General features: G+C 65.4%; 21 protein-coding genes. 9 read left to right on the top strand and 12 right to left on the bottom strand.

Annotation, left to right across the window (positions count from 1 at the left end; translation table 11 throughout):
• Nucleotide 1: 1 nt before the first annotated feature.
• From RW112_RS07215 to RW112_RS07200, 4 genes are all read left to right on the top strand, one after another.
• Entirely contained in the window at nucleotides 2-1042 is a 1041-nt protein-coding gene (locus tag RW112_RS07215; protein WP_317781102.1) for a sugar ABC transporter permease, read from the top strand.
• On the top strand, nucleotides 1039-1935 hold the full coding sequence (locus RW112_RS07210) for a carbohydrate ABC transporter permease (protein ID WP_317781101.1): 897 nt from the start codon (nucleotides 1039-1041) through the stop codon (nucleotides 1933-1935). The genes RW112_RS07215 and RW112_RS07210 overlap by 4 nt, the downstream gene beginning before the upstream one ends.
• A complete protein-coding gene (locus RW112_RS07205) occupies nucleotides 1932-2201 on the top strand; it encodes a hypothetical protein (RefSeq protein WP_317781100.1) in 270 nt (89 codons plus the stop codon). Before RW112_RS07210 ends, RW112_RS07205 begins: the two co-directional genes overlap by 4 nt.
• A gap of 117 nt (nucleotides 2202-2318) precedes the next feature.
• Nucleotides 2319-3398 carry a LacI family DNA-binding transcriptional regulator gene (locus RW112_RS07200; RefSeq protein ID WP_317781099.1) on the top strand — a complete coding sequence of 360 codons (1080 nt, stop codon included), beginning with the start codon at nucleotides 2319-2321 and terminating at the stop codon, nucleotides 3396-3398.
• Here the strand turns inward: RW112_RS07200 and RW112_RS07195 are convergent.
• Together RW112_RS07195 and RW112_RS07190 are read right to left on the bottom strand one after the other, a co-directional pair.
• Entirely contained in the window at nucleotides 3395-4363 is a 969-nt protein-coding gene (locus tag RW112_RS07195; RefSeq protein ID WP_317781098.1) for a hypothetical protein, read from the bottom strand. The two genes, RW112_RS07200 and RW112_RS07195, sit on opposite strands and share 4 nt — an antisense overlap.
• Before the next feature lie 10 nt (nucleotides 4364-4373).
• On the bottom strand, nucleotides 4374-5180 hold the full coding sequence (locus tag RW112_RS07190) for an exodeoxyribonuclease III (RefSeq protein ID WP_317781097.1): 807 nt from the start codon (nucleotides 5178-5180) through the stop codon (nucleotides 4374-4376).
• A 257-nt stretch (nucleotides 5181-5437) separates the two neighbouring features.
• Between RW112_RS07190 and RW112_RS07185 the strand changes: the two genes are divergently transcribed.
• The 4 genes from RW112_RS07185 to RW112_RS07170 are packed head-to-tail and all read left to right on the top strand — an operon-like array spanning nucleotide 5438 to nucleotide 9814.
• Nucleotides 5438-6937 (top strand): CoA-acylating methylmalonate-semialdehyde dehydrogenase, encoded by a 1500-nt coding sequence (locus RW112_RS07185; protein ID WP_317781096.1) that lies wholly within the window; start codon nucleotides 5438-5440, stop codon nucleotides 6935-6937.
• A complete protein-coding gene (locus RW112_RS07180; RefSeq protein ID WP_317781095.1) occupies nucleotides 6937-8037 on the top strand; it encodes an enoyl-CoA hydratase/isomerase family protein in 1101 nt (366 codons plus the stop codon). The genes RW112_RS07185 and RW112_RS07180 overlap by 1 nt, the downstream gene beginning before the upstream one ends.
• Entirely contained in the window at nucleotides 8030-8974 is a 945-nt protein-coding gene (gene mmsB / locus RW112_RS07175; protein ID WP_317781094.1) for a 3-hydroxyisobutyrate dehydrogenase, read from the top strand. Before RW112_RS07180 ends, mmsB begins: the two co-directional genes overlap by 8 nt.
• A 60-nt stretch (nucleotides 8975-9034) precedes the next feature.
• Nucleotides 9035-9814: an enoyl-CoA hydratase gene (locus tag RW112_RS07170; RefSeq protein WP_317781093.1), complete on the top strand. Its 780-nt coding sequence runs from the start codon at nucleotides 9035-9037 to the stop codon at nucleotides 9812-9814.
• A gap of 28 nt (nucleotides 9815-9842) precedes the next feature.
• On the opposite strand, the gene RW112_RS07165 is transcribed toward RW112_RS07170, so the two are convergent.
• From RW112_RS07165 to RW112_RS07135, 7 genes are all read right to left on the bottom strand, one after another.
• Nucleotides 9843-11336 carry a glycoside hydrolase family 32 protein gene (locus RW112_RS07165; RefSeq protein ID WP_317781092.1) on the bottom strand — a complete coding sequence of 498 codons (1494 nt, stop codon included), beginning with the start codon at nucleotides 11334-11336 and terminating at the stop codon, nucleotides 9843-9845.
• Between the two features lie 110 nt (nucleotides 11337-11446).
• The gene (locus tag RW112_RS07160; RefSeq protein WP_317781091.1) at nucleotides 11447-13057 is read right to left on the bottom strand and encodes an ABC transporter substrate-binding protein; all 1611 of its coding nucleotides are present in this window, start codon (nucleotides 13055-13057) and stop codon (nucleotides 11447-11449) included.
• A gap of 83 nt (nucleotides 13058-13140) precedes the next feature.
• Nucleotides 13141-14106 (bottom strand): carbohydrate ABC transporter permease, encoded by a 966-nt coding sequence (locus RW112_RS07155; protein ID WP_317781090.1) that lies wholly within the window; start codon nucleotides 14104-14106, stop codon nucleotides 13141-13143.
• 7 nt (nucleotides 14107-14113) lie between these two features.
• Nucleotides 14114-15094 (bottom strand): ABC transporter permease, encoded by a 981-nt coding sequence (locus RW112_RS07150; RefSeq protein WP_317781089.1) that lies wholly within the window; start codon nucleotides 15092-15094, stop codon nucleotides 14114-14116.
• Nucleotides 15091-16134 carry a LacI family DNA-binding transcriptional regulator gene (locus tag RW112_RS07145; protein ID WP_317781088.1) on the bottom strand — a complete coding sequence of 348 codons (1044 nt, stop codon included), beginning with the start codon at nucleotides 16132-16134 and terminating at the stop codon, nucleotides 15091-15093. The genes RW112_RS07150 and RW112_RS07145 overlap by 4 nt, the downstream gene beginning before the upstream one ends.
• Before the next feature lie 167 nt (nucleotides 16135-16301).
• Nucleotides 16302-16934 carry a class I SAM-dependent methyltransferase gene (locus RW112_RS07140; RefSeq protein ID WP_317781087.1) on the bottom strand — a complete coding sequence of 211 codons (633 nt, stop codon included), beginning with the start codon at nucleotides 16932-16934 and terminating at the stop codon, nucleotides 16302-16304.
• Between the two features lie 62 nt (nucleotides 16935-16996).
• Nucleotides 16997-17962, bottom strand: a complete 966-nt coding sequence (locus tag RW112_RS07135) for an NAD(P)/FAD-dependent oxidoreductase (RefSeq protein WP_317781085.1) — start codon at nucleotides 17960-17962, stop codon at nucleotides 16997-16999.
• Between the two features lie 78 nt (nucleotides 17963-18040).
• Between RW112_RS07135 and RW112_RS07130 the strand changes: the two genes are divergently transcribed.
• On the top strand, nucleotides 18041-18619 hold the full coding sequence (locus RW112_RS07130; RefSeq protein WP_317781084.1) for a helix-turn-helix transcriptional regulator: 579 nt from the start codon (nucleotides 18041-18043) through the stop codon (nucleotides 18617-18619).
• A gap of 6 nt (nucleotides 18620-18625) precedes the next feature.
• Here RW112_RS07130 and RW112_RS07125 read toward each other — a convergent pair whose 3' ends face one another.
• From RW112_RS07125 to RW112_RS07115, 3 genes are all read right to left on the bottom strand, one after another.
• Nucleotides 18626-19054, bottom strand: coding sequence for a DUF1761 domain-containing protein (locus tag RW112_RS07125; RefSeq protein WP_317781083.1), 429 nt, complete (start codon nucleotides 19052-19054; stop codon nucleotides 18626-18628).
• 75 nt (nucleotides 19055-19129) lie between these two features.
• The gene (locus RW112_RS07120) at nucleotides 19130-19636 is read right to left on the bottom strand and encodes a MarR family transcriptional regulator (protein ID WP_317781082.1); all 507 of its coding nucleotides are present in this window, start codon (nucleotides 19634-19636) and stop codon (nucleotides 19130-19132) included.
• A gap of 30 nt (nucleotides 19637-19666) precedes the next feature.
• Nucleotides 19667-21409: an AMP-binding protein gene (locus RW112_RS07115; RefSeq protein WP_317781081.1), complete on the bottom strand. Its 1743-nt coding sequence runs from the start codon at nucleotides 21407-21409 to the stop codon at nucleotides 19667-19669.
• Nucleotides 21410-21504: the final 95 nt, after the last annotated feature.

The raw sequence follows: 21504 nt of genomic DNA, 5'->3' as shown, positions 1-21504 counted from the left end.
CATGGCTACCGAATTGGGCCCGACGCCGGTAAAAAAGCCGGCGTCGGGCGGTACCCCGGTCCACCACGGCCCTAAGGGAGTCGGGGAGGACAACAAGATCCTGAGCCAGGGCAAATGGGCTTCCTGGCTCCTTGCCCCCACCATCATTGCCCTCGCGGTGGTGATCGTTTACCCGATCATCAGCGCAATCGTGATGTCCTTCCAGAAGGATGCCGGGCTGGATCCCGTCACGGGGCTTTTCACCGCCGGTGGCCCGGCGGGCGTCCAGAACTACGTGAATTGGCTGGCCCAGCAGTGCTCCGCTCCCGGCGGCGGCACTGTCGCCTGTCCGCCAGGTACGCTCGGCGCGCAGTTCTGGTCCGCGACTGCAACCACCTTCTTGTTCACCGTGATCACCGTGACCCTCGAAACCGTGCTCGGTTTCTGGATGGCCCTCATCATGGCGAGGACGTTCCGCGGCCGCAGCCTGGTCCGTGCAGCGGTCCTGGTCCCGTGGGCCATCCCCACCGCCGTGACCGCCAAGCTCTGGCTGTTCATCTTCGCTTTCGAAGGCATCGCGAACAAACTGTTCAACACCACCATCCTGTGGACCGGCAGCGAATGGCCGGCCAAGTGGGCTGTGATCATCGCCGATGTCTGGAAGACCACGCCGTTCATGGCTTTGCTCATCCTCGCGGGCCTGCAGATGATCCCGGCCGAGGTCTACGAAGCTGCCAAGGTTGACGGCGCCAGCACATGGCAGCGCTTCCGGATGATCACCCTGCCGCTGGTGAAGCCTGCGTTGATGGTGGCGGTGCTCTTCCGCACCCTGGATGCGCTGCGCATGTTCGACCTCCCGTACATCCTGACTGGCGGCGCCAACAACACCACCACGCTCTCCATCCTGGTGATCAACCAAATCAGGCAAGGGTTCAACGCGGCGGCAGCACTGTCCACCATTACGTTCATCATCATCTTCCTTGTGGCGTTCATCTTTGTTCGCTTCCTGGGAGCAAACGTTGTGGAACAAAGCGGAGCCACCGGTAAGAAGGGGAAGAAATGAGCGCCGCACCAGCCGCGACCGCCCTGAGGGCGGAGCAGGACAGGGGCAGGAAGGCTGCCCAGAACCGCGAGAAATGGGCGCAGGGGCGCACGTACATCAGTGCCGCCGTCGTTCTCATCTGGTGCTTGGCGCCGGCTTACTGGATGGTCGTGACGGCTTTCCGCGATGTGGACTTCACCTACGACACGTCGATACTGCCGACGCATATCACGCTGGACAACTTCAACACTGCATTCGATACGTCTTTTGGCAACAGGTTTGGGCAGGCACTGCTCAATAGCGTTTTCATCGGTGTCGTCGTCACGCTGGTGTCGTTGCTGATCGGTGTTTTCGCGGCCTACGCCCTGGCCCGGTTGAACTTCCGGTTCAAGTACCTGGTGCTGGGTTTCATTTTGGGAGCGTCCATGTTCCCGGGCGTAGCCCTCATCACCCCGCTGTTCCAGCTCTTCACCAACATCGGCTGGATGGGCACCTACCAGGCGCTGATCATCCCGAACATTTCGTTCGTGCTGCCGCTGACCGTTTACACCATGACGTCCTTCTTCCGGGAGATGCCGTGGGAACTGGAGGAATCGGCGCGGGTGGACGGCTGCACCCAGGGGCAGGCGTTCCGAAAGGTGATCCTGCCGCTGGCCGCACCGGCCATCTTCACCACGGCCATCCTGGCGTTCATTTCCTCCTGGAATGAATTCCTGATCGCCAGCCAGCTGTCCAGCGACGCGACGCAGCCGGTGACCGTGGCCATCGCCAGCTTTGCCGGCGCACAGCCGAACCAGATTCCGTACACGGCCATCATGGCCGCCGGAACCATCGTCACCATTCCCTTGGTGATTCTGGTCCTGGTCTTCCAGCGCAAGATTGTTGCCGGCCTCACCGCCGGTGCCGTCAAGTGACAGGATCGGCTGCGGGCGGGGAACGGAACCACGGACTGGTCCGCAGTGAACACCGGCGGGCGCGGTCCGGTGAGGACTTCGACATCATCATCGGATTCCTCGGGTTCTGGGCCGTTGTCCTGCTGGCGGTCACCGTCTGGATGGAGGTGACCGCCCAGCCGGCCCTCGGCTGGGCGCTGGGCCTGCTGGCCACGCTATTGGCGCTGTACGGGATGGTGCGGCTTCGTCGCCGCCTGCCCGCAAGGACCGCTACGCGTAAAAAATAGGAGCCGGTCAAGGGCTCAAGGCGGGGCAGAGTAGCAAGGCTGGGCAGAATAGACTGGTTTGTTGCCGCAGGGAAGCACAGGTAGCAAGAATCTGCGAACAGCTAGCAAGGGGAAACCGTGGCACGCACAACAGACAGGGCTCAACGGGGCGGCCACTCCGGCGTCAGCATTGAGGACGTCGCAGCGGCAGCCGGGGTTTCCACCGCCACAGTTTCGCGCGCAGTCCGCGGACTGCCCAGGGTTTCGCCGGCCACCCGGGAAAAGATTCTTGAGGTGGCCGGTGCCTTGGGCTACGTGGCATCGTCATCCGCGTCCGGCCTGGCCACGGGCCGGACCAAAACCATCGGAGTGCTGGCCCCGTTCGTCAGCCGCTGGTTCTTCTCCAAAGCCATTGAAGGCGCGGACCGGGAACTGCACGCCCGCCAGTACAACCTCTCTTTGTTCAATTTGGGCGGCCACGGCAGTAACCGCGAGCGGCTCTTCAGCAAGACCATGGTCTACAAGCAGATTGATGCCCTGCTGGTGCTTTGTATGGCGCTGACCCATGAGGAACTCGAGCATCTGCAAAAAATCGACATCCCACTGGTGGTGGTCGGCGGCCACGTGGAGGAGTGCCCCTATATCGGGATTGACGACTACGCGGCAGCGTCCACTGCCGTCCGGCACCTGATCAGCCTGGGCCACAAGGACATTGCCCTGCTGCACGGCGACGACGAAACCGACCTTAATTTCGATGTTCCCCGCGTCCGCATCAAGGCATTCCAGGATGTCATGGCGGGATCCGGGCTGACTGTACGCCCGGAATGGGACGAGTGGGGAGATTTCACCGTCCGCAGCGGTCAGGAGGCCTTCACCAGGATGTGGTCCCGGCCCGGGCCGAAGCCCACCGCGATCTTCTGCGCGTCGGACGAGATGGCCATGGGCGTGATCTTCGAAGCCAACAAGACGGGCGTCCGCATACCGGAGGACCTGTCCGTCATCGGGATCGACGACCATGATTTCTCGGACGCCATGGGGCTGACCACCGTGCGTCAGCGGCCTGACGAGCAGGCCGAACTCGGCACCAAGATGCTGCTGGATGAGCTGGACGGCGCTACGGGTGCCGTCCACTCAGAGGTGGCGCCGCACCAGTTGATCGTGCGGAGGACGACGGCGCCGCCCCCGCCTGCGGGCCAGGCGCCCCCGTCCGCGGCTTAGGAGGCGCGCGCCAGCTGCCTGATGGGGATCCACCGCGAAGCCAGCCTGCGGTAGGCCGCCGCGGCTCCGGTCATGTCGCCCTCTGCCAGGCATTCGATACCCAGGCGCACATCCATCGGGGACTCATCGGGATAGACCTTGTCCGCCACCGCGCCGTAATCAAGTTCCACCACTGAACCGGGGTGGAAGAGTTCCAGCCATTCGGTGAGCTGGGTCATGTCGTCCAGCATGTCCAGGTCGGGAGCGGCGAGGGCCAGATTGGCCACGGCGTAGCGGACGCGCTCCAGGGCCGCGCCGATGGGTGCCCACACGCGGACCGTGACGATTCGCCCGTCCGCTTCCACCACGTCTTGGGGATCGGATTCCTGGAAGAGTGAAAACCAGCTGAAAGGGATGCCCCAGGTGGAGGCGCGGGTGTGTACGCGGGTGGTGCCTTCACGGGCTTTGACCAGGTCGATGCGTTCCTGGTGCTTGTCCCGCTGCTCCTCCGGGATCAACAGTTCCGCGAGCGGGCCGTGGATGCCTTCCATGAGGGCGTTGGCGGCCAGTCCTGCCCGCAGCACCAGCTGGCTGGGGCAGTACAGCAGTGCCTGGTCCGCACTTCCGGCATCGGCACTGTCGGCGCCGGCAACGGCGTCACCCGGCCCGCCGGCGTCGGACGCTGCTGCAGTACCCGGTTCGCGCGACGCCTTCCGCTGCTGCGGCTGCTCCGGCTCAGCGGGAGCCGGAATGACGCGCACCAGGTCGGTGCGCCCGGTGGGGAAGGGATCGCCGCCCGGGCGGGTGATCCGCCCGAGGGAGGCCTGGAGTTCGGCGTTTTCCACGGCTGCACGGGACGCAGCCCGGGCGCCTGCCGCCCGGAGCGCGGCACGCTGCTCTTCCGGGAAGGCAGAGAGCGGCTCGTAGATCCGCAGCGCGGAGGAGAAGGGCAATCCTGCCTGGCCCCGGTAAATGTTGCCCGTCATCGCGGCCCCATCAGTCGGCCAGCTCCACGATGACCGGTGCGTGGTCCGAAGCGCCCTTGCCCTTGCGTTCCTCGCGGTCAATGGACGCGCCGGTCACGCGGGCAGCGAGTGCGGGGGAGGCGAGGACGAAGTCGATCCGCATGCCTTCCTTCTTGGGGAAGCGGAGCTGGGTGTAGTCCCAGTACGTGTAGACGCCCGGGCCCGGAGTGTGCGGGCGGACCACGTCGTGGAATCCGGCGGCTTCGAAGGCGTGGAAGGCGGCGCGCTCCGGCTCGCTGACGTGGGTCATGGCGTTGGCGCGGAAAAAGTCGATGTCCCAGACGTCGTCATCCTGCGGGGCGATGTTCCAGTCGCCCATCAGGGCAATCTGCGCCTCGGGATTTTCGGTGACCCAGGACTGCGCGTGGGTTTTCAGCATGTCCAGCCAGCTGAGCTTGTAGGGCATGTGTTCGTCGTCGAGCGACCGGCCGTTGGGAACGTAGAGGCTCCACACGCGGACGCCGCCGCACGTGGCGCCGATGGCGCGGGCTTCCTGAACAGGGTCTTTGCCGTTCTTGCCGAACACCGGCTGGTCCAGGAAGGAGCGTTCCACGTCTTCCAGCCCGACGCGGGAAACGATGGCCACACCGTTCCATTGGTTGACGCCGAAGTGGGCCACCTCGTAGCCCATGCGCTCAAAGAGTTCCCAGGGGAAATTGTCGTCCTTGCACTTGGTTTCCTGGATGGCCAGGACGTCGCAGTCGCTGCGCTCAAGCCAGGCCTCCACGCGGTCGGCACGGGCTCGGAGGGAGTTCACATTCCAGGTAGCAATCTTCACAGTCCCTAACTTACCGAACTTGGGCGCCCGGCATCTGTCCAGCGCAGCTGTTTGCCGCCGTCGTGACCCTATTTCGACAGGAAGGCGCGCAGACACGCGAGGTTCGGCGGCGGGTCTGCGAACAGACGTCGGCAAAGAAGGTCACGACGGCGGCGGGGCGCCTGTGGGTGTCCGCCCGCAGTCTGGAATTTAGTAGGAAGTCCGAGTATATTCAGCAACGAGGATGATGTAGGTCACATGCAAAGGAGCATTCCGCCATGGTTCGCGAGCTTTCCCATTACATAGACGGGCAACGGGTTGACGGCACCTCCGGGCGCTTCAGCGACGTCTACGATCCCTGCACCGGGCAGGTCCAGGCCAGGCTGCCGCTGGCCAGCGCCGAGGAAGTCCGCAATGCCATCGCCAGCGCGGAGAAGGCCCAGGTTGAGTGGGGCGCCATGAATCCGCAGCGCCGCGGCCGCATCCTGCTGAAGTTCGTGGACCTGGTGAACGAGCACATCGACGAACTTGCCGCGCTGCTCTCCTCCGAACACGGCAAGACCCTCCCGGACGCCAGGGGGGACATCCAGCGCGGCATTGAGGTGGTGGAATTTGCCGCCGGCGCCCCGCACCTGCTCAAGGGCGAGTTCTCGGACAATGCCGGGACCGGCATTGATGTGCATTCGCTGCGCCAGCCGCTCGGCGTGGTGGCGGGGATTACGCCGTTCAACTTCCCCGCGATGATTCCGCTGTGGAAGTCCGGGCCGGCCCTGGCCGCAGGCAACGCGTTCATCCTCAAGCCCTCGGAGCGTGACCCCTCCGTACCGCTGCGCCTCGCCGAACTCTTCACCGAGGCGGGCGTTCCGGACGGGGTGTTCAACGTGGTCAACGGGGACAAGGAAGCCGTGGATGCGCTGCTCGAGGATGAGCGTGTCAAGGCCATCGGCTTCGTGGGGTCCACCCCGATCGCCCAGTACATCTACGCCACGGCGGCCGCCCACGGCAAACGGGCACAGTGCTTCGGCGGCGCCAAGAACCACATGGTGATCATGCCGGACGCGGACATCGACATGGCGGTGGATGCGCTGATGGGTGCAGGTTACGGGTCAGCCGGCGAACGGTGCATGGCCATCTCGGTGGCGGTCCCGGTGGGAAAGGACACGGCGGATGCCCTGGTGTCCAAGCTCGAAGAACGGGTCAAGCACCTCAAGGTGGGCCACAGCCTGGACAAGGACTCGGACTTCGGGCCGGTGGTGGCGGCGTCCGCCAAGGAACGGATCGAAGGCTACATCCAGTCCGGTGTGGACGAAGGCGCCACCCTGGTGACGGACGGCCGCGGCCTGACCGTGGACGGCTACGACGGCGGGTTCTGGGTTGGCCCCACGCTCTTCGACAACGTCACCAAGGACATGAAGATCTACAAGGAAGAGATCTTCGGCCCGGTCCTCAGCGTCCTCCGCGCGGCGGACTATGACGAAGCGCTCCGGCTCTGCAGCGAGCACGAGTTCGGCAACGGCGTGGCCATCTTCACCCGCGACGGCGACGCCGCCCGTGACTTCGCAAGCCGCGTGCAGGTGGGTATGGTGGGCATCAACGTGCCCATCCCGGTACCCATCGCTTATTACACGTTCGGCGGCTGGAAGGCCTCCGGCTTCGGGGACCTGAACCAGCACGGGGCCGACGCGTTCCGTTTCTACACCAAGACCAAGACCGTGACCACCCGCTGGCCCTCCGGCATCCGCCAAGGCGCCAGCTACGTGATGCCGGAAGGCAGCTGATGACCGCAGGACCTACCCCACGTACGAACACTGCAAGTTCCGCAACGCCCACGGACGAAGTTCTGTTTGAGCGGCGCGGCCACCTCGGCGTCATCACGCTGAACCGGCCCAGGGCCGTCAACGCGCTCACCGCCGGCATGGCCGCCGCCATGCTTGACCAGCTCACGGCATGGGAGGACGACGACGGCGTGGCCACCGTTCTGGTGCACGGCGCCGGGGAGCGGGGGCTGTGCGCCGGCGGTGACATCGTGGCCATCTACGAGGACATGCTGGCGGGCGGTGAGGCCACGGCGGACTTCTGGCGCACCGAGTACCAGTTGAACGCGCTGATCGCCGGATACTCCAAGCCCTATGTGGCCTTCATGGACGGCCTGGTGCTGGGCGGCGGCGTGGGGATCTCCGCCCACGGGTCCGTCCGTGTGGTCACCGAGCGCACCCGCACCGGCATGCCGGAGACAACCATTGGATTTGTGCCCGACGTCGGCGGCACCCTGCTGCTGTCCCGCTCGCCGGGGGAGTCGGGCACCCATGCGGCCCTGACGGGCGCCCACCTGAGCGGTGCGGACGCCTTGTTCCTGGGCCTGGCGGACCACTTTGTGTCGTCCGGAAACCTTCCTGCGCTGGCGGCCGCGCTGGAGACCGAAGCGGCGGAAGACGCCGTCGGACGCTTTGCGGAGGAGCCGCCGGCTTCGGCGCTGGCCGGGCAGCGGGACTGGATCGACTCCTGCTACGCCAGTGATGACGCCGAGGACATCCTCCGCCGGCTCCGCACCTTTGACGGGGAAGCCGCCGATGAGGCGGCAGACACTATTGAGGCGAAGTCGCCTACTGCCGTGAAAGTGGCGTTGGCATCGCTCCGTCGCGCGCGTGGCCTGAGCCTGGAGGAAGTCCTTGCCGAGGAATACCGCGTTGGCCTGCGGTTCCTGGCCGGCGCCGACTTCCGCGAAGGGATCCGCGCGCAGGTGGTGGACAAGGACCGGAACCCGCAGTGGAAGCCGGCCGCCCTGCACGAGGTCTCCGCTGCCGACGTCGCGAGGTTCTTCGAGCCGCTGGGGGACCGGGAGCTCAACCTGCAAGCAAAGGAGGCCCGCAATGTCTGAAGTAATGCCTGAAACCACAGGAGCCGGGAAGAAGGAACACGTAGCGTTCCTGGGGCTGGGGCATATGGGCGGGCCCATGGCCGTGAACCTGGTCAAGGCAGGGTACACGGTGGCCGGGTTCGACGTGGTGCCGGCGGCGCTGGACGCGGCCCGGGAGCACGGCGTACCCACCGTTGCGTCGCCCGCCGAGGCCGTTGCCGGGGCGGACGTGGTGCTCACCATGTTTCCCAGCGGACAGCACGTCCTGGATGCCTACCGCGGGTCGGCCGGCCAGCCAGGCCTGCTGGAGGCTGCCGCGCCGGGCACCATGTTCCTGGACTGCTCCACCATCAACGTGGACGAGGCGCGGGAGGCGTCCGCGCTCGCCGTTGCCGCCGGACACCGTGCGGTGGACGCTCCTGTTTCCGGCGGCGTGGTGGGGGCCGAGGCCGGAACCCTGACCTTCATGGTGGGAGCCCTGCCGGAGGACTTCGAAGCAGTGAAGCCGATGCTGGAAGTGATGGGCAAGCGAGTTGTCCATTGCGGCGGCCACGGCGCGGGCCAGGCCGCCAAGGTCTGCAACAACCTCATTCTCGGCGTCTCCATGATCGCGGTGAGTGAAGCGTTCGTGCTCGGCGAGAAGCTGGGGCTCACGCACCAGGCCCTCTTCGACGTTGCGTCCGCGGCATCCGGGCAGTGCTGGGCGTTGACCACCAACTGCCCCGTTCCGGGGCCGGTGCCCACCAGTCCGGCCAACCGCGACTACCAGCCGGGCTTTGCCGGGGCGCTGATGGCGAAGGACCTCAAGCTGGCGCTGAACGCGCTGCAAAGCACCGGGGTGGCCGCCCTGATGGGGCCGCTGGCATCGGAGATCTACGATACGTTTGCGGCTGAGGGCGGTGCGGGCCGGGACTTCTCCGGCATCATCACCGACATCAGGGACAAATCCGCCCACTAGCAAGCCGGCAGTTTTCGAAGCAGAACCACGCTCGAAGCAGAACCACGTGAGGAGTCAGGCATGACGGAAAAGTACGGGAACATTCTGGTGGAACGGCGCGGACGGGTGGGGCTGGTGACGCTGAACCGGCCTGAAGCACTGAACGCGCTGAACAAGGCCACCATGGATGAACTTGTTGCTGCCGTCACCGCCATGGACGCCGATCCCGAAGTGGGCGCCGTGGTGGTGACGGGATCCGGCAAGGCCTTTGCTGCCGGGGCCGACATTAAGGAGATGGCCGCCCAGGGCTACATGGACATGTACGCCGCGGACTGGTTCCGCGGCTGGGAGGATTTCACCCGGCTCCGCATTCCGGTAGTGGCGGCTGTGTCAGGTTTCGCCCTGGGCGGCGGCTGCGAGCTCGCCATGATGTGCGACTTCATCATCGCCGGGGACAACGCCAAGTTCGGCCAGCCGGAGATCAACCTGGGCGTGCTCCCGGGCATGGGCGGCTCGCAGCGGCTCACCCGCGCCGTCGGCAAGTCCAAGGCCATGGACCTGATCCTTACCGGGCGGTTCATGGACGCGGAGGAAGCTGAGCGTGCCGGGCTGGTGTCCCGGGTGGTGCCCGCAGCTGACGTGGTGGAGGAAGCCATCAAGGCCGCCGAGGTGATCGCGTCCAAGTCCAAGCCGGTAACCATGGTGGCCAAGGAAGCGGTCAACGCGGCCTTCGAAACCGGGCTGGCGCAGGGCGTGCTTTTCGAGCGGCGCCTCTTCCACTCGGTCTTTTCCACCGAGGACCAGAAGGAGGGCATGGCCGCCTTCTCGGAGAAGCGCCAGCCCGAATTCAAGCACCGCTAGCGGGTCCGGCACCATTCGGGATGCACTGTCAGGCCAGGTCCGTGAGCTGCAGGGAAGCCTCCGCCGTTCCCCCGGTCGAGAACACCGTGATGCCGGTGTCTGAAGGGTCCGGGAAGATCAGTTCAGTAAGTGTCACGAGTCCGCCCTGGGCGAAGACCTCGACGGAGCAGTGGTCCACGAAAATCCGCAGGGAGTAGGTCCCGTCCCGTGCCGGTAGTGGTGCTGTGCTGATGGACGGGAAGGCCTCGTGGAAGCCCGTGTCGCCGGAGTTGGTTCGGTCCAGCATGAGTTGTCCGGTGCCGGGGCGGATGCTGATCCGGGTCCCCGATGAACCGTTCCCGGCTCCGCGGACCACCAGGCCGAACTCGCTGGCTGTCCCCGCCGTAAAGGTGGCCTCGATCAGCTGTACCGGTGTGCCGCCGTCGACCGCCACCTTGCCGTTCAAGGGCAGGCTCCGGGCCGGTCCGGGAACGGAACCTGCAGTGCATTCCGGCGCTGGCTGCTGGACGAGCCGGGGTTCACCGTGAACCGAGGCGAGGGACACTTCGCGTACCAGGCTCATGGGGCTGCGCCAGGGTGAAGTGGGGATGTGGTTGGCATACTGCCAGTTGTTCATCCAGCCGATCATCAGCCGGCGTCCGCCGGGGACATTGCTGAAGGATACGGCCGCGTAGTAGTCCCGGCCCCAATCGAGCCAGTGGTAGTCAACCACGCGCTCCGGTTCCTGCATGCCCTCCGTGACGGTCGTCCCGGAGGTGAACGTCACGCCGTCGAACTCTCCCACGAAGTACTGCCCTGCTGATCCTCCGTTGGGTCCGCCGGGGTTCATGTTCACGGTCAGGACCCACCTGGTGTTTCCTGCATCTCCGTCCACGGGCAGTTCAAAGAGGTCCGGGCACTCCCAGATGCCGCCGGTGCCGTTGGCCGGGCCGAAAGTGCTGAGGTATTCCCAGTTCTTAAGGTCGTCGGAGCGGTAGAGCAGCACGGCGTAGTCGTGGGCTTCGACGGCGGCCATCACCCAGTAGCTTCCGGCGGGGCCCTCGTAGCGGAAGACCTTGGGGTCGCGGAATTCCGGCGACTTCCTGGTGAGGACCGGGTTGCCGGAGTACTTGGTCCAGGTGTATCCGCCGTCGGTGCTCCACGCGATGGATTGAGCCTGCATGCCCTCGTGTGCTGAACCGGCCTTGTAGGCGCTGGTGTAGACGGCAACCAGCGGGGTTGTTCCGGACATGCCGAAGCCGGCGGTGTTGTCCTGGTCCACCACGATGCTGCCGGAGAAGATTTCCTCTGTTTCGTCGCACGGGATGGCCACCGGCTGTTCGTCCCAGTTCACCAGGTCCGTGGATGTGGCGTGGCCCCAGGACATGTTGTTGTGGACGTTACCGAACGGGTTGTTCTGGTAGTACAGGTGGTAAATGCCGTCGTGGAAGACCAGGCCGTTGGGGTCGTTGAGCCAGGTGTCCTTGCATGCGTAGTGCATCGCCGGCCGGTAGGCCCCAAGGGTGGGCGTGGCGGTGTTCATGGGTCAGGGTCTCGTTTCGTGGGGCTGCCGCGGTAAGTGTGGAGGCCCGGGCAGGCTGATGGAGCCGCCGGGCACGGAGATCCGTGCCCGGCGGCTGGGATGCGGGAAGGTCAGGAGTTCTTCTGGTACCTGTCGTAGGCCTGCTGGTAGACGTCCACCATCTTGTCCAGGCCGATGTTCTTCAGCTGCGAGACGTATCCGTCCCACTCCGCCTCGATGCCGCCGGAGACGATCCATTTCGCCGTGCTCTGCTTGACGATGGCGGCCACGTCCGTCTCGATGGTGCTGATCTGCTGCACTTCCTCGTTGGACAGTGCCACCGGAGGGTAGCCGTCGTTGGCTGCGAAAGGCTTGTAGTTCTCCTCGACGGTCTTCTGCCGCTCGGCCGCGCGCGGCTCGGGTGCCACGACCTTCTCGAAGTTCTCCGCGGTGTTGGCCTTCGGGCCGCCCGGCGCAACCTTCTGGCGGCGTTCGCCTTCACTTGTTCCCGCCGCCGCGGGGATCTGGGTCAGCAGTCCGGTGGCGGGGTCCTTCTGCAGGGTTTCACCGATAGGGCCCCAGTTGGCCTGGGCGGACTGGATGGGATCGTACAGGTTGTCTGCCCAGCGGATAGTGGCGGCAGGGTATTTGTTGGCTCGGGTCACAGCGAAGGCGCCGCGGGCGATTTCCTGGTTGTTGGACTGGCTGGCGAGCCGCTTGCCGTCCACGCCCTCGAGCACGGGGAGCAGTTTGTAGTCGCCGGCACGGTCGGCGCCGACCATTTCCTTGACTTCCCACCAGACGAAGGAGCCGAGGTTTGCGGTGCTGGCCTTGCCCTTCGCCAGGTAGGCCTTGTCATCCTGGGAGAACGATTCGGGATCGATCAGGCCTTCCTGGTACCAGGCATGCAGGGTCTGGAGGGCCTTCTTGTAGCCGTCCTGGGTGGCCGTATAGACGACCTTGCCGTCCTGGACGATCCTGTGGTCCATGTTGTCCGGGACTCCGCCCAAAGCGGCGATGAGGTCAACGATGTCACCGCACCAGGAGCCGGGCATGAAGCTCAGCGGGATGGTTTTACCGGTGCCTGACGCGTCCTTGGTCTTGAAGGCGAGCAGGGCATCATGCAGTTCGTCCACGGTCTTGGGCATCGGGATGCCCAGCTTGTTCAGCCACGCGGTGTTGATGGCCATCTCGTTGGGGAACTGGACGAGTCCCAGCTCTTCGACGGAGGGCAGGGAGTAAATGTGCCCGTCGGAGGAGGTGATGGCCGCTTTGATGTCCGGCCGGTCGGCGAGCAGCTTGGACAGGTTGGGGGCATTTTTCTGAATGAGGTCTTCGAGGGGGATCAGTGTTCCGCTGGCCGAGTAGGTGGCGATTTCCGCGTCGGTGAGCCCGCTGTTGAAGAAGGCGTCGGGCAGGTCGCCGCTGGCCAGGATGAGGTTTTTCTTTTCCTTGAACACCGTCTCCGGGAGGTTCTCCCAGTCGATGTGGATGTTGGTGTCCTTTTCCCACTGCTGCACCAGGGACATGGTGTTGTAATCGGGGGCGAGCGCGGACTTGGTTCCGGAGAACTTGAGCGTCAGCGTGTCCTTGACGATCGGGAAGCCGGTCTCCTGGAAGCCGAACTCCGCGGACGAGTCTTTGATGGCGGCGGAACCGTTGGAGCTGCCCGAGCAGGCGGTGAACAGCATCGTTCCTGCCATCAGGGCGCCAAGGACGGCGAGTTTGCGGCTGGTAGCCATGGGTCGTTCCTTTTCTGGGTGGGGGGTGTGGCGACGGCGAAAGGGGGTTCCGGCGTCGGGCATTGCTTTTGGTCTTCGGGCGGTCAGCTCTTCACGGCGCCGATCATGGTGCCCTTGGTGAAGTGCTTCTGCATGAACGGAAGCGCGATCATCAGGGGCAGGCTGGAGACGACGATCATGGCGTACTTGGTCAGTTCGCCGATTCTCTGCGCCGCGGCGTAGGACTCGATGTCTCCACCGGTGGTGCCGGCGGAGGAGACGTCCGACTGGATCAGGATGTTCCGGAGCACCAGCTGCAGAGGGTATTTCGTGTCATCGTTCAGGAAGATGAGGGCGTCGAAGAACGAGTTCCAGTGCGCCACCACGTGGACCATGATCATGAGCATGATCAGCGGTTTGGACAGGGGGAGGACCATCTTGAAGAAGAACGTGAAGTCGTTGGCGCCGTCCATCTGGGCGGCTTCCCGGAGCTCTTCGGGGATGGTGTTTTCGAAGAAGGACCGGGCGATGATCAGGTTCCACACGCCCACGGCGCCGGGCAGGACAACCGCCCAGACCGTGTCCAGCATGCCGAGGTCCCGGACCACCAGGTACTTGGTGATGAGGCCGCCGTCGAAAAACATGGTCACCACGAACAGGAGCATCAGGATCTTCCGCCCCGGCATGTCCTTGCGGGAAAGTGCGTAGGCGCCGAACAGGATGGTGGTCACGCTGATTGCCGAGCCCAGCAGGGTGTAAATCACCGTGTTGGCCAGGCCATTCCAGATCCGGCTGTCCGCGAAGATCCGCTGGTATCCCTCCAGGGTCACGCCGGACGGGAACAGCCAGACTTTGCCTTCGTAGACGGCGTTCGGATCGCTGATGGATGCGATGACGATGAAGTAGAGCGGGTAGACCACCGCGATGATGGACAGCGACAGGATGGTGACGGCGGCGATGTTGAAGGCGGAGTCTGCCCACCTGTCGCGGAACGTTTGTGTGCGCTTGGCGGCAGGTCGGGGCGTGGTTGCGGGGGCCGGAACGGCCACGGGTTTGGTGTTCAGGGTCATAGCGGCATCACCACAGGGTTGCTTGGTTGGCCCGGCGCGCTACCCAGTTGAAGGTCAGCAGCAACACGAGGTTGAGGATGGAATTGAACAGGCCGATGGCGGCCGAATAGCTGAACTGGGCCTGCTGCAGGCCGGCGTGGTAGACGTACGTCTGGATGATTTCCGACGTCGGCAGGTTCAGGTTTGTCTGCATGAGCAGTGCCTTTTCGAAGCCGACGTTGAGCAGGTTGCCGATGGCCAGGATGAACAGGACAGTGATCACCGGCATGATGCCCGGCAGATCGATGTGCCGGATGCGCTGCAGTTTGGAGGCGCCGTCCACCTTGGCGGCGTCGTGCAGTGCGGGGTCGATGCCGGACAGGGCGGCCAGGTAGACAATCATGGCGAAGCCGGCGTTTTGCCAGACATCGGAGATCACGTAGATGGGGCGGAACCACTCCGCGGAGCCCATGAAGAACACGGGTTCACCTCCCGCCAGCTGGATCGCATTGTTCACCAGCCCGGAACGCGGGGAAAGCAGCACGAACATGATGCCCACCACCACCACGGTGGAGATGAACGCCGGCGAGTACAGCACCGTCTGGGTGAACTTCTTGAACCGCTCGCTCTGGAGCTGGTTGACCAGGAGGGCCAGGATGATCGGGATCGGGAAGGCCACCAGCAGGCCCAGGACGGCGATCCAGAGCGTGTTCCCCACGACCTGGCTGAACTGGTAGGAGTTGAGGAACCGTATGAAGTGCTGCAGCCCGACCCACGGGCTCCCGGTAAAACCGTCCACGGGGTTGTAGTTGCGGAAAGCGATCTGCACCCCGTACATGGGCCAGTACTTGAAGACGGCGATGTAAATCAGCGCCGGGACTAGTAATACGTATAACTGCCAGGCCCTGCCAGCCCTTTTCAGGCGCAGCGGAAGAGGCTTCCTGTTTGTGGGCCCGGGTGTTGGCGCCAGCGGCGGTGCCGGCGTGGATCGGGCCAAGGTGCGGCTCATGGCTTCTCCTTTGGATGTGTCACTGAGTTCCGTTCAATCAGGGGGCAGGTCATGAACTCGACCCGTCCGTCCGGCTCGGCGCCCTGCAGGATGAGGTCGACCGCGCGGCGCCCCATTTCCACGAAGGGCAACTCAAGGGTGGTGAGACCCGGCCGCAGGTGCGGGGCCAGGGTTTCCTGGTTGTCGAAGCCGATGATGGATACATCGCGGGGAATCGACAGGTGCAGCTCCGTGGCGGCCTGGTAGGCGCCCCACGCGGTGCGGTCATTCGCGCAGAAGATGGCCGACGGCGGGTTATCGCCCGTCATCAGGTCCATGGTGTGGGTAAATCCGTCCAGTTCATTGCCGCTGCCGAAGCGCGCCAGTTCCGGGCGGGCGGGCAGTCCGGCTTCGGTCATGGCTTTCGTGTAGCCGCTGAAACGTCCGACGGCGGCGGGGAGTTCGCTCTCCAGCGTTTCGATGTTGATCATCGCCACCCGCTCATGCCCGGCGTCGAGTAGGCGCCGGGTGGCGGTGTAGCCGCCCAACTCCTCGTTCGGTGCCACGCTGGGAATTCTCAGCTTGCGGTCCTGCGAGTTCAGCACCACCGAGGGGACTGCCTGGAGGGCCTCGGGTACGTCGAGCCGCCGGTGGTACATGCCTGCGTAGACCACGCCGGCCACCTTGTAAGAGAGCATGGAGTCCAGCGAGGCTGCCTCGAGGGCTTTGTCGCCGCCCGTGTTCATGGTGAGCAGGAGGAGTCCATCCTCCCAGGCACGCTCCTGTGCCCCTTCGATGATCTTTCCTGCGAAAGGGGCGGTGGCGACGGCGTCGCCCAGGAAGCCGATGATGCCCGCAATGCCGTCCCGGAGGGTCTTGGCGTGGGCGTTGGTGCGGTAGCCAAGCTGCTGCACGGCATCCATGACACGTTTCCGGGTTTCGTCCGAGAAGCGGGAGCCGGAGACGGAGTTCAGCACCAGGGAAACTGTTGCCTGGGAAACGCCGGCAGCTGCCGCGACGTCGTGCATGGTGGGACCTGACGATGGCCGGGGCTTCGGCACGGGCACCTCCTTGGGCCTGGTTATACGAATCAGTTATTCGTATAACCGACAGAAAAAACTGTAACCTGCGTCATAGGACGCCGTCAAGTATTAGCGGTCAAACGTTGCGAAGCCGGCGGGCCGGGGTCCGGCCCTAGGGCCGGGCTAGGGCCGGGCTAGGGCCGGCCTTACGGCCGCGGCGCCCGGCGGTGGGCGCGCAGTACTGAATCGGTGACGGTGATGGAGCCGCCGTCGGCGTCCGTCACGGACCGCCGGCGGGCCTCGCAGACGTCTATTTCCCAATCGTCCGGATCCAGCCAGGCGGCGATTTCCTCCGGGGTGAAGAGCAGGCCGGGGTCGCTGGGGCGGTGGATTCCCGCCTCGAGGTCGGAGGGGTGGTGGCCCACGATCAGGAGGGTCCCGCCGGGAGCCACGGACGCCGCCAGCCGGTGGTACAGCTCGGTCCGCTCGGCCAGGGGCAGGTGCATGAACTGGGCCGAGACGAGGTCGAAGGTGCCTGCCGGGGGCGGTGAGCTGGTGAGGTCGTGGTGTGCCCAGGTGATCCGGGCGGCAGCGTCCGCATCCTGCGACGCCCTCTCGGCGGCCCGTGCCAGCGCCACCGAGGAAATGTCCACCGCCGTGACCCGCCAGCCCTGGCGTGCCAGCCAGAGTGAATCGGCGCCTTCGCCGCTGCCCACGTCCAGGGCGGAGCCGGGGCGCAGGCCGGCGGCCTCGGCCAGCAGGGTCGGGTTCGGATTGCGGCTCCAGACCGAGCCGTGCTGGCGGTAGCGTTCATCCCAGAACGACTCGTCAAACTTCATCCATGGTCTCCTTGCTGGCCGGCGTTTCCGTCCCGGCAGCGTGCCCTCAGGGGCTGCCCGCGCTACGCCGTGACACTGCCACGATACGCCGTGACGGCGTCCTCCAGCTCCTCGGCCATGAGGTCGGCGTTGATCACCACGCCGGTCCAGGCGCCGGCAGCTGCCGAGGACAACACCTGCGCGCGGAGGTCGGTGACGTTGCCTGCCGCCCAGACCCCGGGGACGCCGGTTGCCCCGTCCGCGTCGGTTTCGAGGTATTCGCCCATCCCCATCGGATGCGGGACTGCCTTGAGTCCAAGGTCCGCGAAGGCTGAAGCCCGCGCCATGAAGCGCGGCGCCGCGGCCACTGCGGCCACCGGCACCAGGCTGCCATCGGACAACAGCACGCCGGCCAGTTTGTCATTGTCCACCTGCAGGGCTGCCACGGGACCATGGACCACCGTGATTCCGCGGGCGGCGAGCTGGTGCAGTTCGAGCTCCGTGGGCTCCATCGCGTTATTGAGGAAGAGCGTGATGTTGGCGCTCCACTGGCGGAAGAGGAGCGCCTGATGGGCAGCGAAGGGCCCGGTGCCCAGGATGCCGATGGGCTGGTCCTGCACTTCCCAGCCATGGCAGTAGGGACAATGCAGCACATCCCTGCCCCACCGTTCGCGGAGCCCCGGAATGTCCGGCAGCTCGTCCACCAGGCCCGTGGCGATCAGGAGCCTCCGTCCCCGCACCACGGCGCCGTCCGCAAGTTCCACCGTGAAGGCGCCCCTGAAACCCGCGGCCCCGGAAACCTGGCCGCTGATGATCCGTACGCCGTAGGACTCTGCTTCCTCCCGGCCGATCCGGTACAGCTCGGCCGGGCTGACGCCGTCGCGCGACAGGAATCCGTGCACTCCCTTGGCGGGCGCATTCCGGGGCTCACCGCCGTCCACCACCACTACGGAGCGGCGGGACCGGCCCAGCATCTGGGCCGCATTCAGGCCCGCGGCGCCGCCGCCAACAATAACGACGTCCACCGGCGTGTTGTTCTGTTCGTCCATTTTCTTACCTCCGCATCCATCGTCGACGGCGGCATGAATAGCGGCAAAACATCTTTGCTGAAGTGGCAAACTTGGGGCATGGAAGAACTCGATGACGTCCTGGCAGCAGTGGGCCCCAGGCTCCGTGCCCTGCGGCTGAGCCGCGACACCACGCTGACTGCCTTGGCGGCTGCCACGGGGATATCCGTCAGCACGCTTTCACGGCTGGAGTCCGGCCAGCGCCGGCCCAACCTGGAACTGCTGCTGCCGCTGGCCAAGGCGCACCAGGTGCCGCTGGACGAGCTCGTGGGTGCACCCGCCACGGGCGACCCCCGCGTTCACCTGCGGCCCATCGTCAGCAAAAGGATGACCATCATTCCGCTGACGCGGAAACCCGGCGGGGTGCAGGCCTACAAGCTCATCCTGAATGCCGGCCCGCACGAGGAGCCCACGCCCCAGGTCCACGAGGGCTACGAATGGATCTACGTGCTCAACGGCAAACTGCGGCTGATCCTCGGGGACACGGACATCGTGCTGCCTGCCGGGGAAGCCGCCGAATTCGATACGCGGACACCGCACTGGTTCGGCCGCGCGGAAGAGCAGCCGGTGGAGTTCATCAGCCTTTTTGGCCGCCAGGGCGAACGGATGCATCTTCGGGCGAAACCCTCGCGCCCGTAGGCCCGGCTAGGTAGCGCTGATGCCGAACAGCCCGATGATCAGGCCCATGACCACCAGGGTGACCAGTTCGTGGGCGCAGTTCAGCACGGTCAGCCCCGCGGGGCGGCCTTCGAAGGCGTCATGCGTGATGAAGCGGGCGGCGGTGAATCCGGCCCAGAGGATGACAGCGGTGATCAGCGTGTTTTCCAGGAAGTTCCCGCCGTAGAAATGCTGGGAGATGGCGGCCGATCCGGCCAGTACCAGGGCGCTGACAAAGCTGACCACCAGCGTGATCAGGATGGGTTTGACCGCGTCCTTGGCCTCGCCGCTGGGCGTCACTTTGGCGACCTTCATCCAGTAGTTGCCGAACACTTTGGGCGTGTACCAGACAGATCCCACCACCATGCTGGACAGGGTGGCCAGCAATACGGCCCAGATGTTGATTTCCGGAATCATTGCGCTCTCCTCAGCTTCAGGTCCAGTCCTCCGAAGTCTAGGGCCGGCTGCGGGTTCTTCAACGCAACGCGGGGGTCAGTCGGCGAAGTCGCCCGCGTTCCGGCGGAATTTCCCCAGGATGCGGATCAGCTGGTCCACATCCTGGTTGCCGAAGCCGGACTGGCCGAACACCTCGGAGTTGAGTGCCGCCGTCGCACTTTTGGCCAGGGTGCGTCCCTCCGCGGTGAGTTCGATCAGGGTGGTGCGGCCGTCCGTGGGGTGCGGGGACCGCACCACGAGCCCGGCGTCCTGGAGGCGGTCGACGGCGTTGGTTACCGACGTGGGATGAACCTGCAGGAGCGCGCTGGCTTTGTTCATGGGCAGCGCGCCGCTGCGGGCGAAACTCAGGAGCGCCAGGAGTTCATAGCGGGCGAAGGTGAGCCCGAAGGGCTTGAGGACGCCCTCGATCCGTGCCAGCAGGATCTGCTGGGTCCGCATGATCGCCGTGATGGCGGCCATGGGCGCTGCAACGTCCCCCCAGCCGTGCTGTTCCCAGTTGCGCTGGGCGTCGGCAATGGGATCGCGCGGGAGCGGGTTTCCCATGGCACCTCCTGACATGTGGGTTGCTCCAGCCTAGCTTTTCAGGCCGGGGAAATCCGCCTCCGAGTACTCGGTCCCGAGGCCCTCGGGCAGCGGGCCGCCGCCGTGCCGGAGCTCTTCGTTGTGCCGCAGTTCCACGCGCCGGATCTTGCCGGAGATGGTCTTGGGCAGGTCCGCGAATTCCAGCCGGCGGATGCGCTTGAAGGGAGCCAGATGGTCGCGGCAGTAGCGCAGGATGTCCTCCGCGAGTTCGGGGCCGGGCTGGTGCCCGGCGGCCAGTACTACGAATGCTTTGGGCACGGACAGTTTGAGCGGATCGGGAGAGGGAACGACGGCGGCCTCCGCCACGGCGGGGTGCTCGATCAGCACGCTTTCCAGCTCGAAAGGGGACAGCCGGTAGTCGGACGATTTGAACACGTCGTCACCGCGGCCTACATAGGTAATGATGCCGCGCTCGTCCCGGCTGGCCATGTCGCCGGTGTGGTAGTAACCGTCACGGAAGGCGTCGGCGGTTTTCTCCGGGTCGCCGTAGTAGGCCTTCATCAGCCCTACGGGGCGAGGGTCGAGGCGGAGGCAGAGTTCGCCGTCGTCGGCTTCTTCTCCTGTGGCGGGGTCAACCAGCACCACGTCGTAGCCCGGCAGGGGCCTGCCCATGGCTCCGATCTTGATCGGCTGGCCCGGAGTGTTGGCGATCTGCACGGTGGATTCGGTCTGTCCGAAGCCGTCGCGGATGGTCTGGCCCCATGCGCGGTGGACCTGGTCGATTACCTCGGCATTGAGGGGTTCCCCGGCGGACACCACCTTGCTGGGCGGGTTCTTCAGGAGGGTGAGGTCGGCCTGGATCAGCATGCGCCACACGGTGGGCGGGGCGCAGAAACTGGTCACCTTCTCGCGGTCCATCTGTTCCATGAGGGCCTTGGCATCGAACCGGCTGTAGTTGTAGATGAAGACGCAGGCCTCGGCGATCCAGGGGGTGAACACGTTGGACCAGGCGTGCTTGGCCCAGCCGGGGGAGGCGACGTTCAGGTGCACGTCGCCGGGGCCCAGCCCGATCCAGAACATGGTGGACAGGTGGCCCACGGGGTAGGACGTGTGGGTGTGCTCCACCAGTTTGGCCTTGGACGTGGTTCCGGAGGTGAAGTAGAGGAGCAGGGTTTCGTCCGCCTTGGTGGGCGCGTCGGGGGTGAACTCGGTTGGTGCGCCGGCCGACTCCGCGTAGTGGGCGGCGCCCGCGTTGGCGCCTGCTGGAGTTGCGGGGGGAGCATCGCCGTCGGCGATTTCAATCAGTTTGTAGTTGCCGGGGACACCGGCAAACTTGCCGATGTTGGAACGTCCGACGGCGGCCCAGCCCGCCTCGCCGCGCTCCACCCGGTCCGTCAGGTCCGCGGGACCCATCAGGGTGGTGGTGGGAATCATGACGATGCCCAGCTTGATGCCGGCGAGCATGAGCTCCCACAGCTCCACCTGGTTGCCCAGCATGATGATCATCCGGTCGCCGCGGCGCACGCCCTGGCTGCGGAGCCAGTTGGCCACCTGGCCGGACCGCCGGGAAAGCTCCGCGTAGGTGCGACGCGTGGCGCTGCCGTCCTGTTCCACGATCACCAGGGCAGGGCTGGAACCCTTGTCCGGGTCCGCCGCGATCCGGTCGAACCAGTCGAGGGCGAAGTTGAACTCCTCGAAGCGGGGCCACTGGAACTCATCCCGTGCCTGGCCGTAGTCCTCGCGCAGGGCCAGAAGCCTGTCCCTCGCTGCCCGGAAGTCGTCGGTGACTGTCATGGGGGCCTTTCGCCTAGTGATCCATATCACTGTGCAATATACTAGGACATCCAAGGGTTTGGAAGAGCGAAGGGACGCGTGCCGGTGCAGCCACA

Origin of the sequence: Arthrobacter sp. B10-11, from assembly GCF_033142195.1 — a bacterium.
GTDB lineage: Bacteria > Actinomycetota > Actinomycetes > Actinomycetales > Micrococcaceae > Arthrobacter > Arthrobacter oryzae_C.
Note: the sequence above shows the minus strand (reverse complement) of the source record. Positions and strands in the feature narration are given on the sequence as shown.

Excerpts from the sequence above, each read along its gene's own strand:
- RW112_RS07180 (WP_317781095.1), top strand. The coding sequence starts at position 6,937 with ATGACCGCAGGACCTACCCCACGTACGAACACTGCAAGTTCCGCAACG.
- RW112_RS07135 (WP_317781085.1), bottom strand. The coding sequence starts at position 17,962 with ATGGACGAACAGAACAACACGCCGGTGGACGTCGTTATTGTTGGCGGC.
- mmsB (WP_317781094.1), top strand. The coding sequence starts at position 8,030 with ATGTCTGAAGTAATGCCTGAAACCACAGGAGCCGGGAAGAAGGAACAC.
- RW112_RS07215 (WP_317781102.1), top strand. The coding sequence starts at position 2 with ATGGCTACCGAATTGGGCCCGACGCCGGTAAAAAAGCCGGCGTCGGGC.
- RW112_RS07165 (WP_317781092.1), bottom strand. The coding sequence starts at position 11,336 with ATGAACACCGCCACGCCCACCCTTGGGGCCTACCGGCCGGCGATGCAC.
- RW112_RS07125 (WP_317781083.1), bottom strand. The coding sequence starts at position 19,054 with ATGATTCCGGAAATCAACATCTGGGCCGTATTGCTGGCCACCCTGTCC.
- RW112_RS07155 (WP_317781090.1), bottom strand. The coding sequence starts at position 14,106 with ATGACCCTGAACACCAAACCCGTGGCCGTTCCGGCCCCCGCAACCACG.
- RW112_RS07160 (WP_317781091.1), bottom strand. The coding sequence starts at position 13,057 with ATGGCTACCAGCCGCAAACTCGCCGTCCTTGGCGCCCTGATGGCAGGA.
- RW112_RS07130 (WP_317781084.1), top strand. The coding sequence starts at position 18,041 with ATGGAAGAACTCGATGACGTCCTGGCAGCAGTGGGCCCCAGGCTCCGT.
- RW112_RS07115 (WP_317781081.1), bottom strand. The coding sequence starts at position 21,409 with ATGACAGTCACCGACGACTTCCGGGCAGCGAGGGACAGGCTTCTGGCC.
- RW112_RS07185 (WP_317781096.1), top strand. The coding sequence starts at position 5,438 with ATGGTTCGCGAGCTTTCCCATTACATAGACGGGCAACGGGTTGACGGC.
- RW112_RS07170 (WP_317781093.1), top strand. The coding sequence starts at position 9,035 with ATGACGGAAAAGTACGGGAACATTCTGGTGGAACGGCGCGGACGGGTG.
- RW112_RS07120 (WP_317781082.1), bottom strand. The coding sequence starts at position 19,636 with ATGGGAAACCCGCTCCCGCGCGATCCCATTGCCGACGCCCAGCGCAAC.
- RW112_RS07195 (WP_317781098.1), bottom strand. The coding sequence starts at position 4,363 with ATGACGGGCAACATTTACCGGGGCCAGGCAGGATTGCCCTTCTCCTCC.
- RW112_RS07140 (WP_317781087.1), bottom strand. The coding sequence starts at position 16,934 with ATGAAGTTTGACGAGTCGTTCTGGGATGAACGCTACCGCCAGCACGGC.
- RW112_RS07210 (WP_317781101.1), top strand. The coding sequence starts at position 1,039 with ATGAGCGCCGCACCAGCCGCGACCGCCCTGAGGGCGGAGCAGGACAGG.
- RW112_RS07150 (WP_317781089.1), bottom strand. The coding sequence starts at position 15,094 with ATGAGCCGCACCTTGGCCCGATCCACGCCGGCACCGCCGCTGGCGCCA.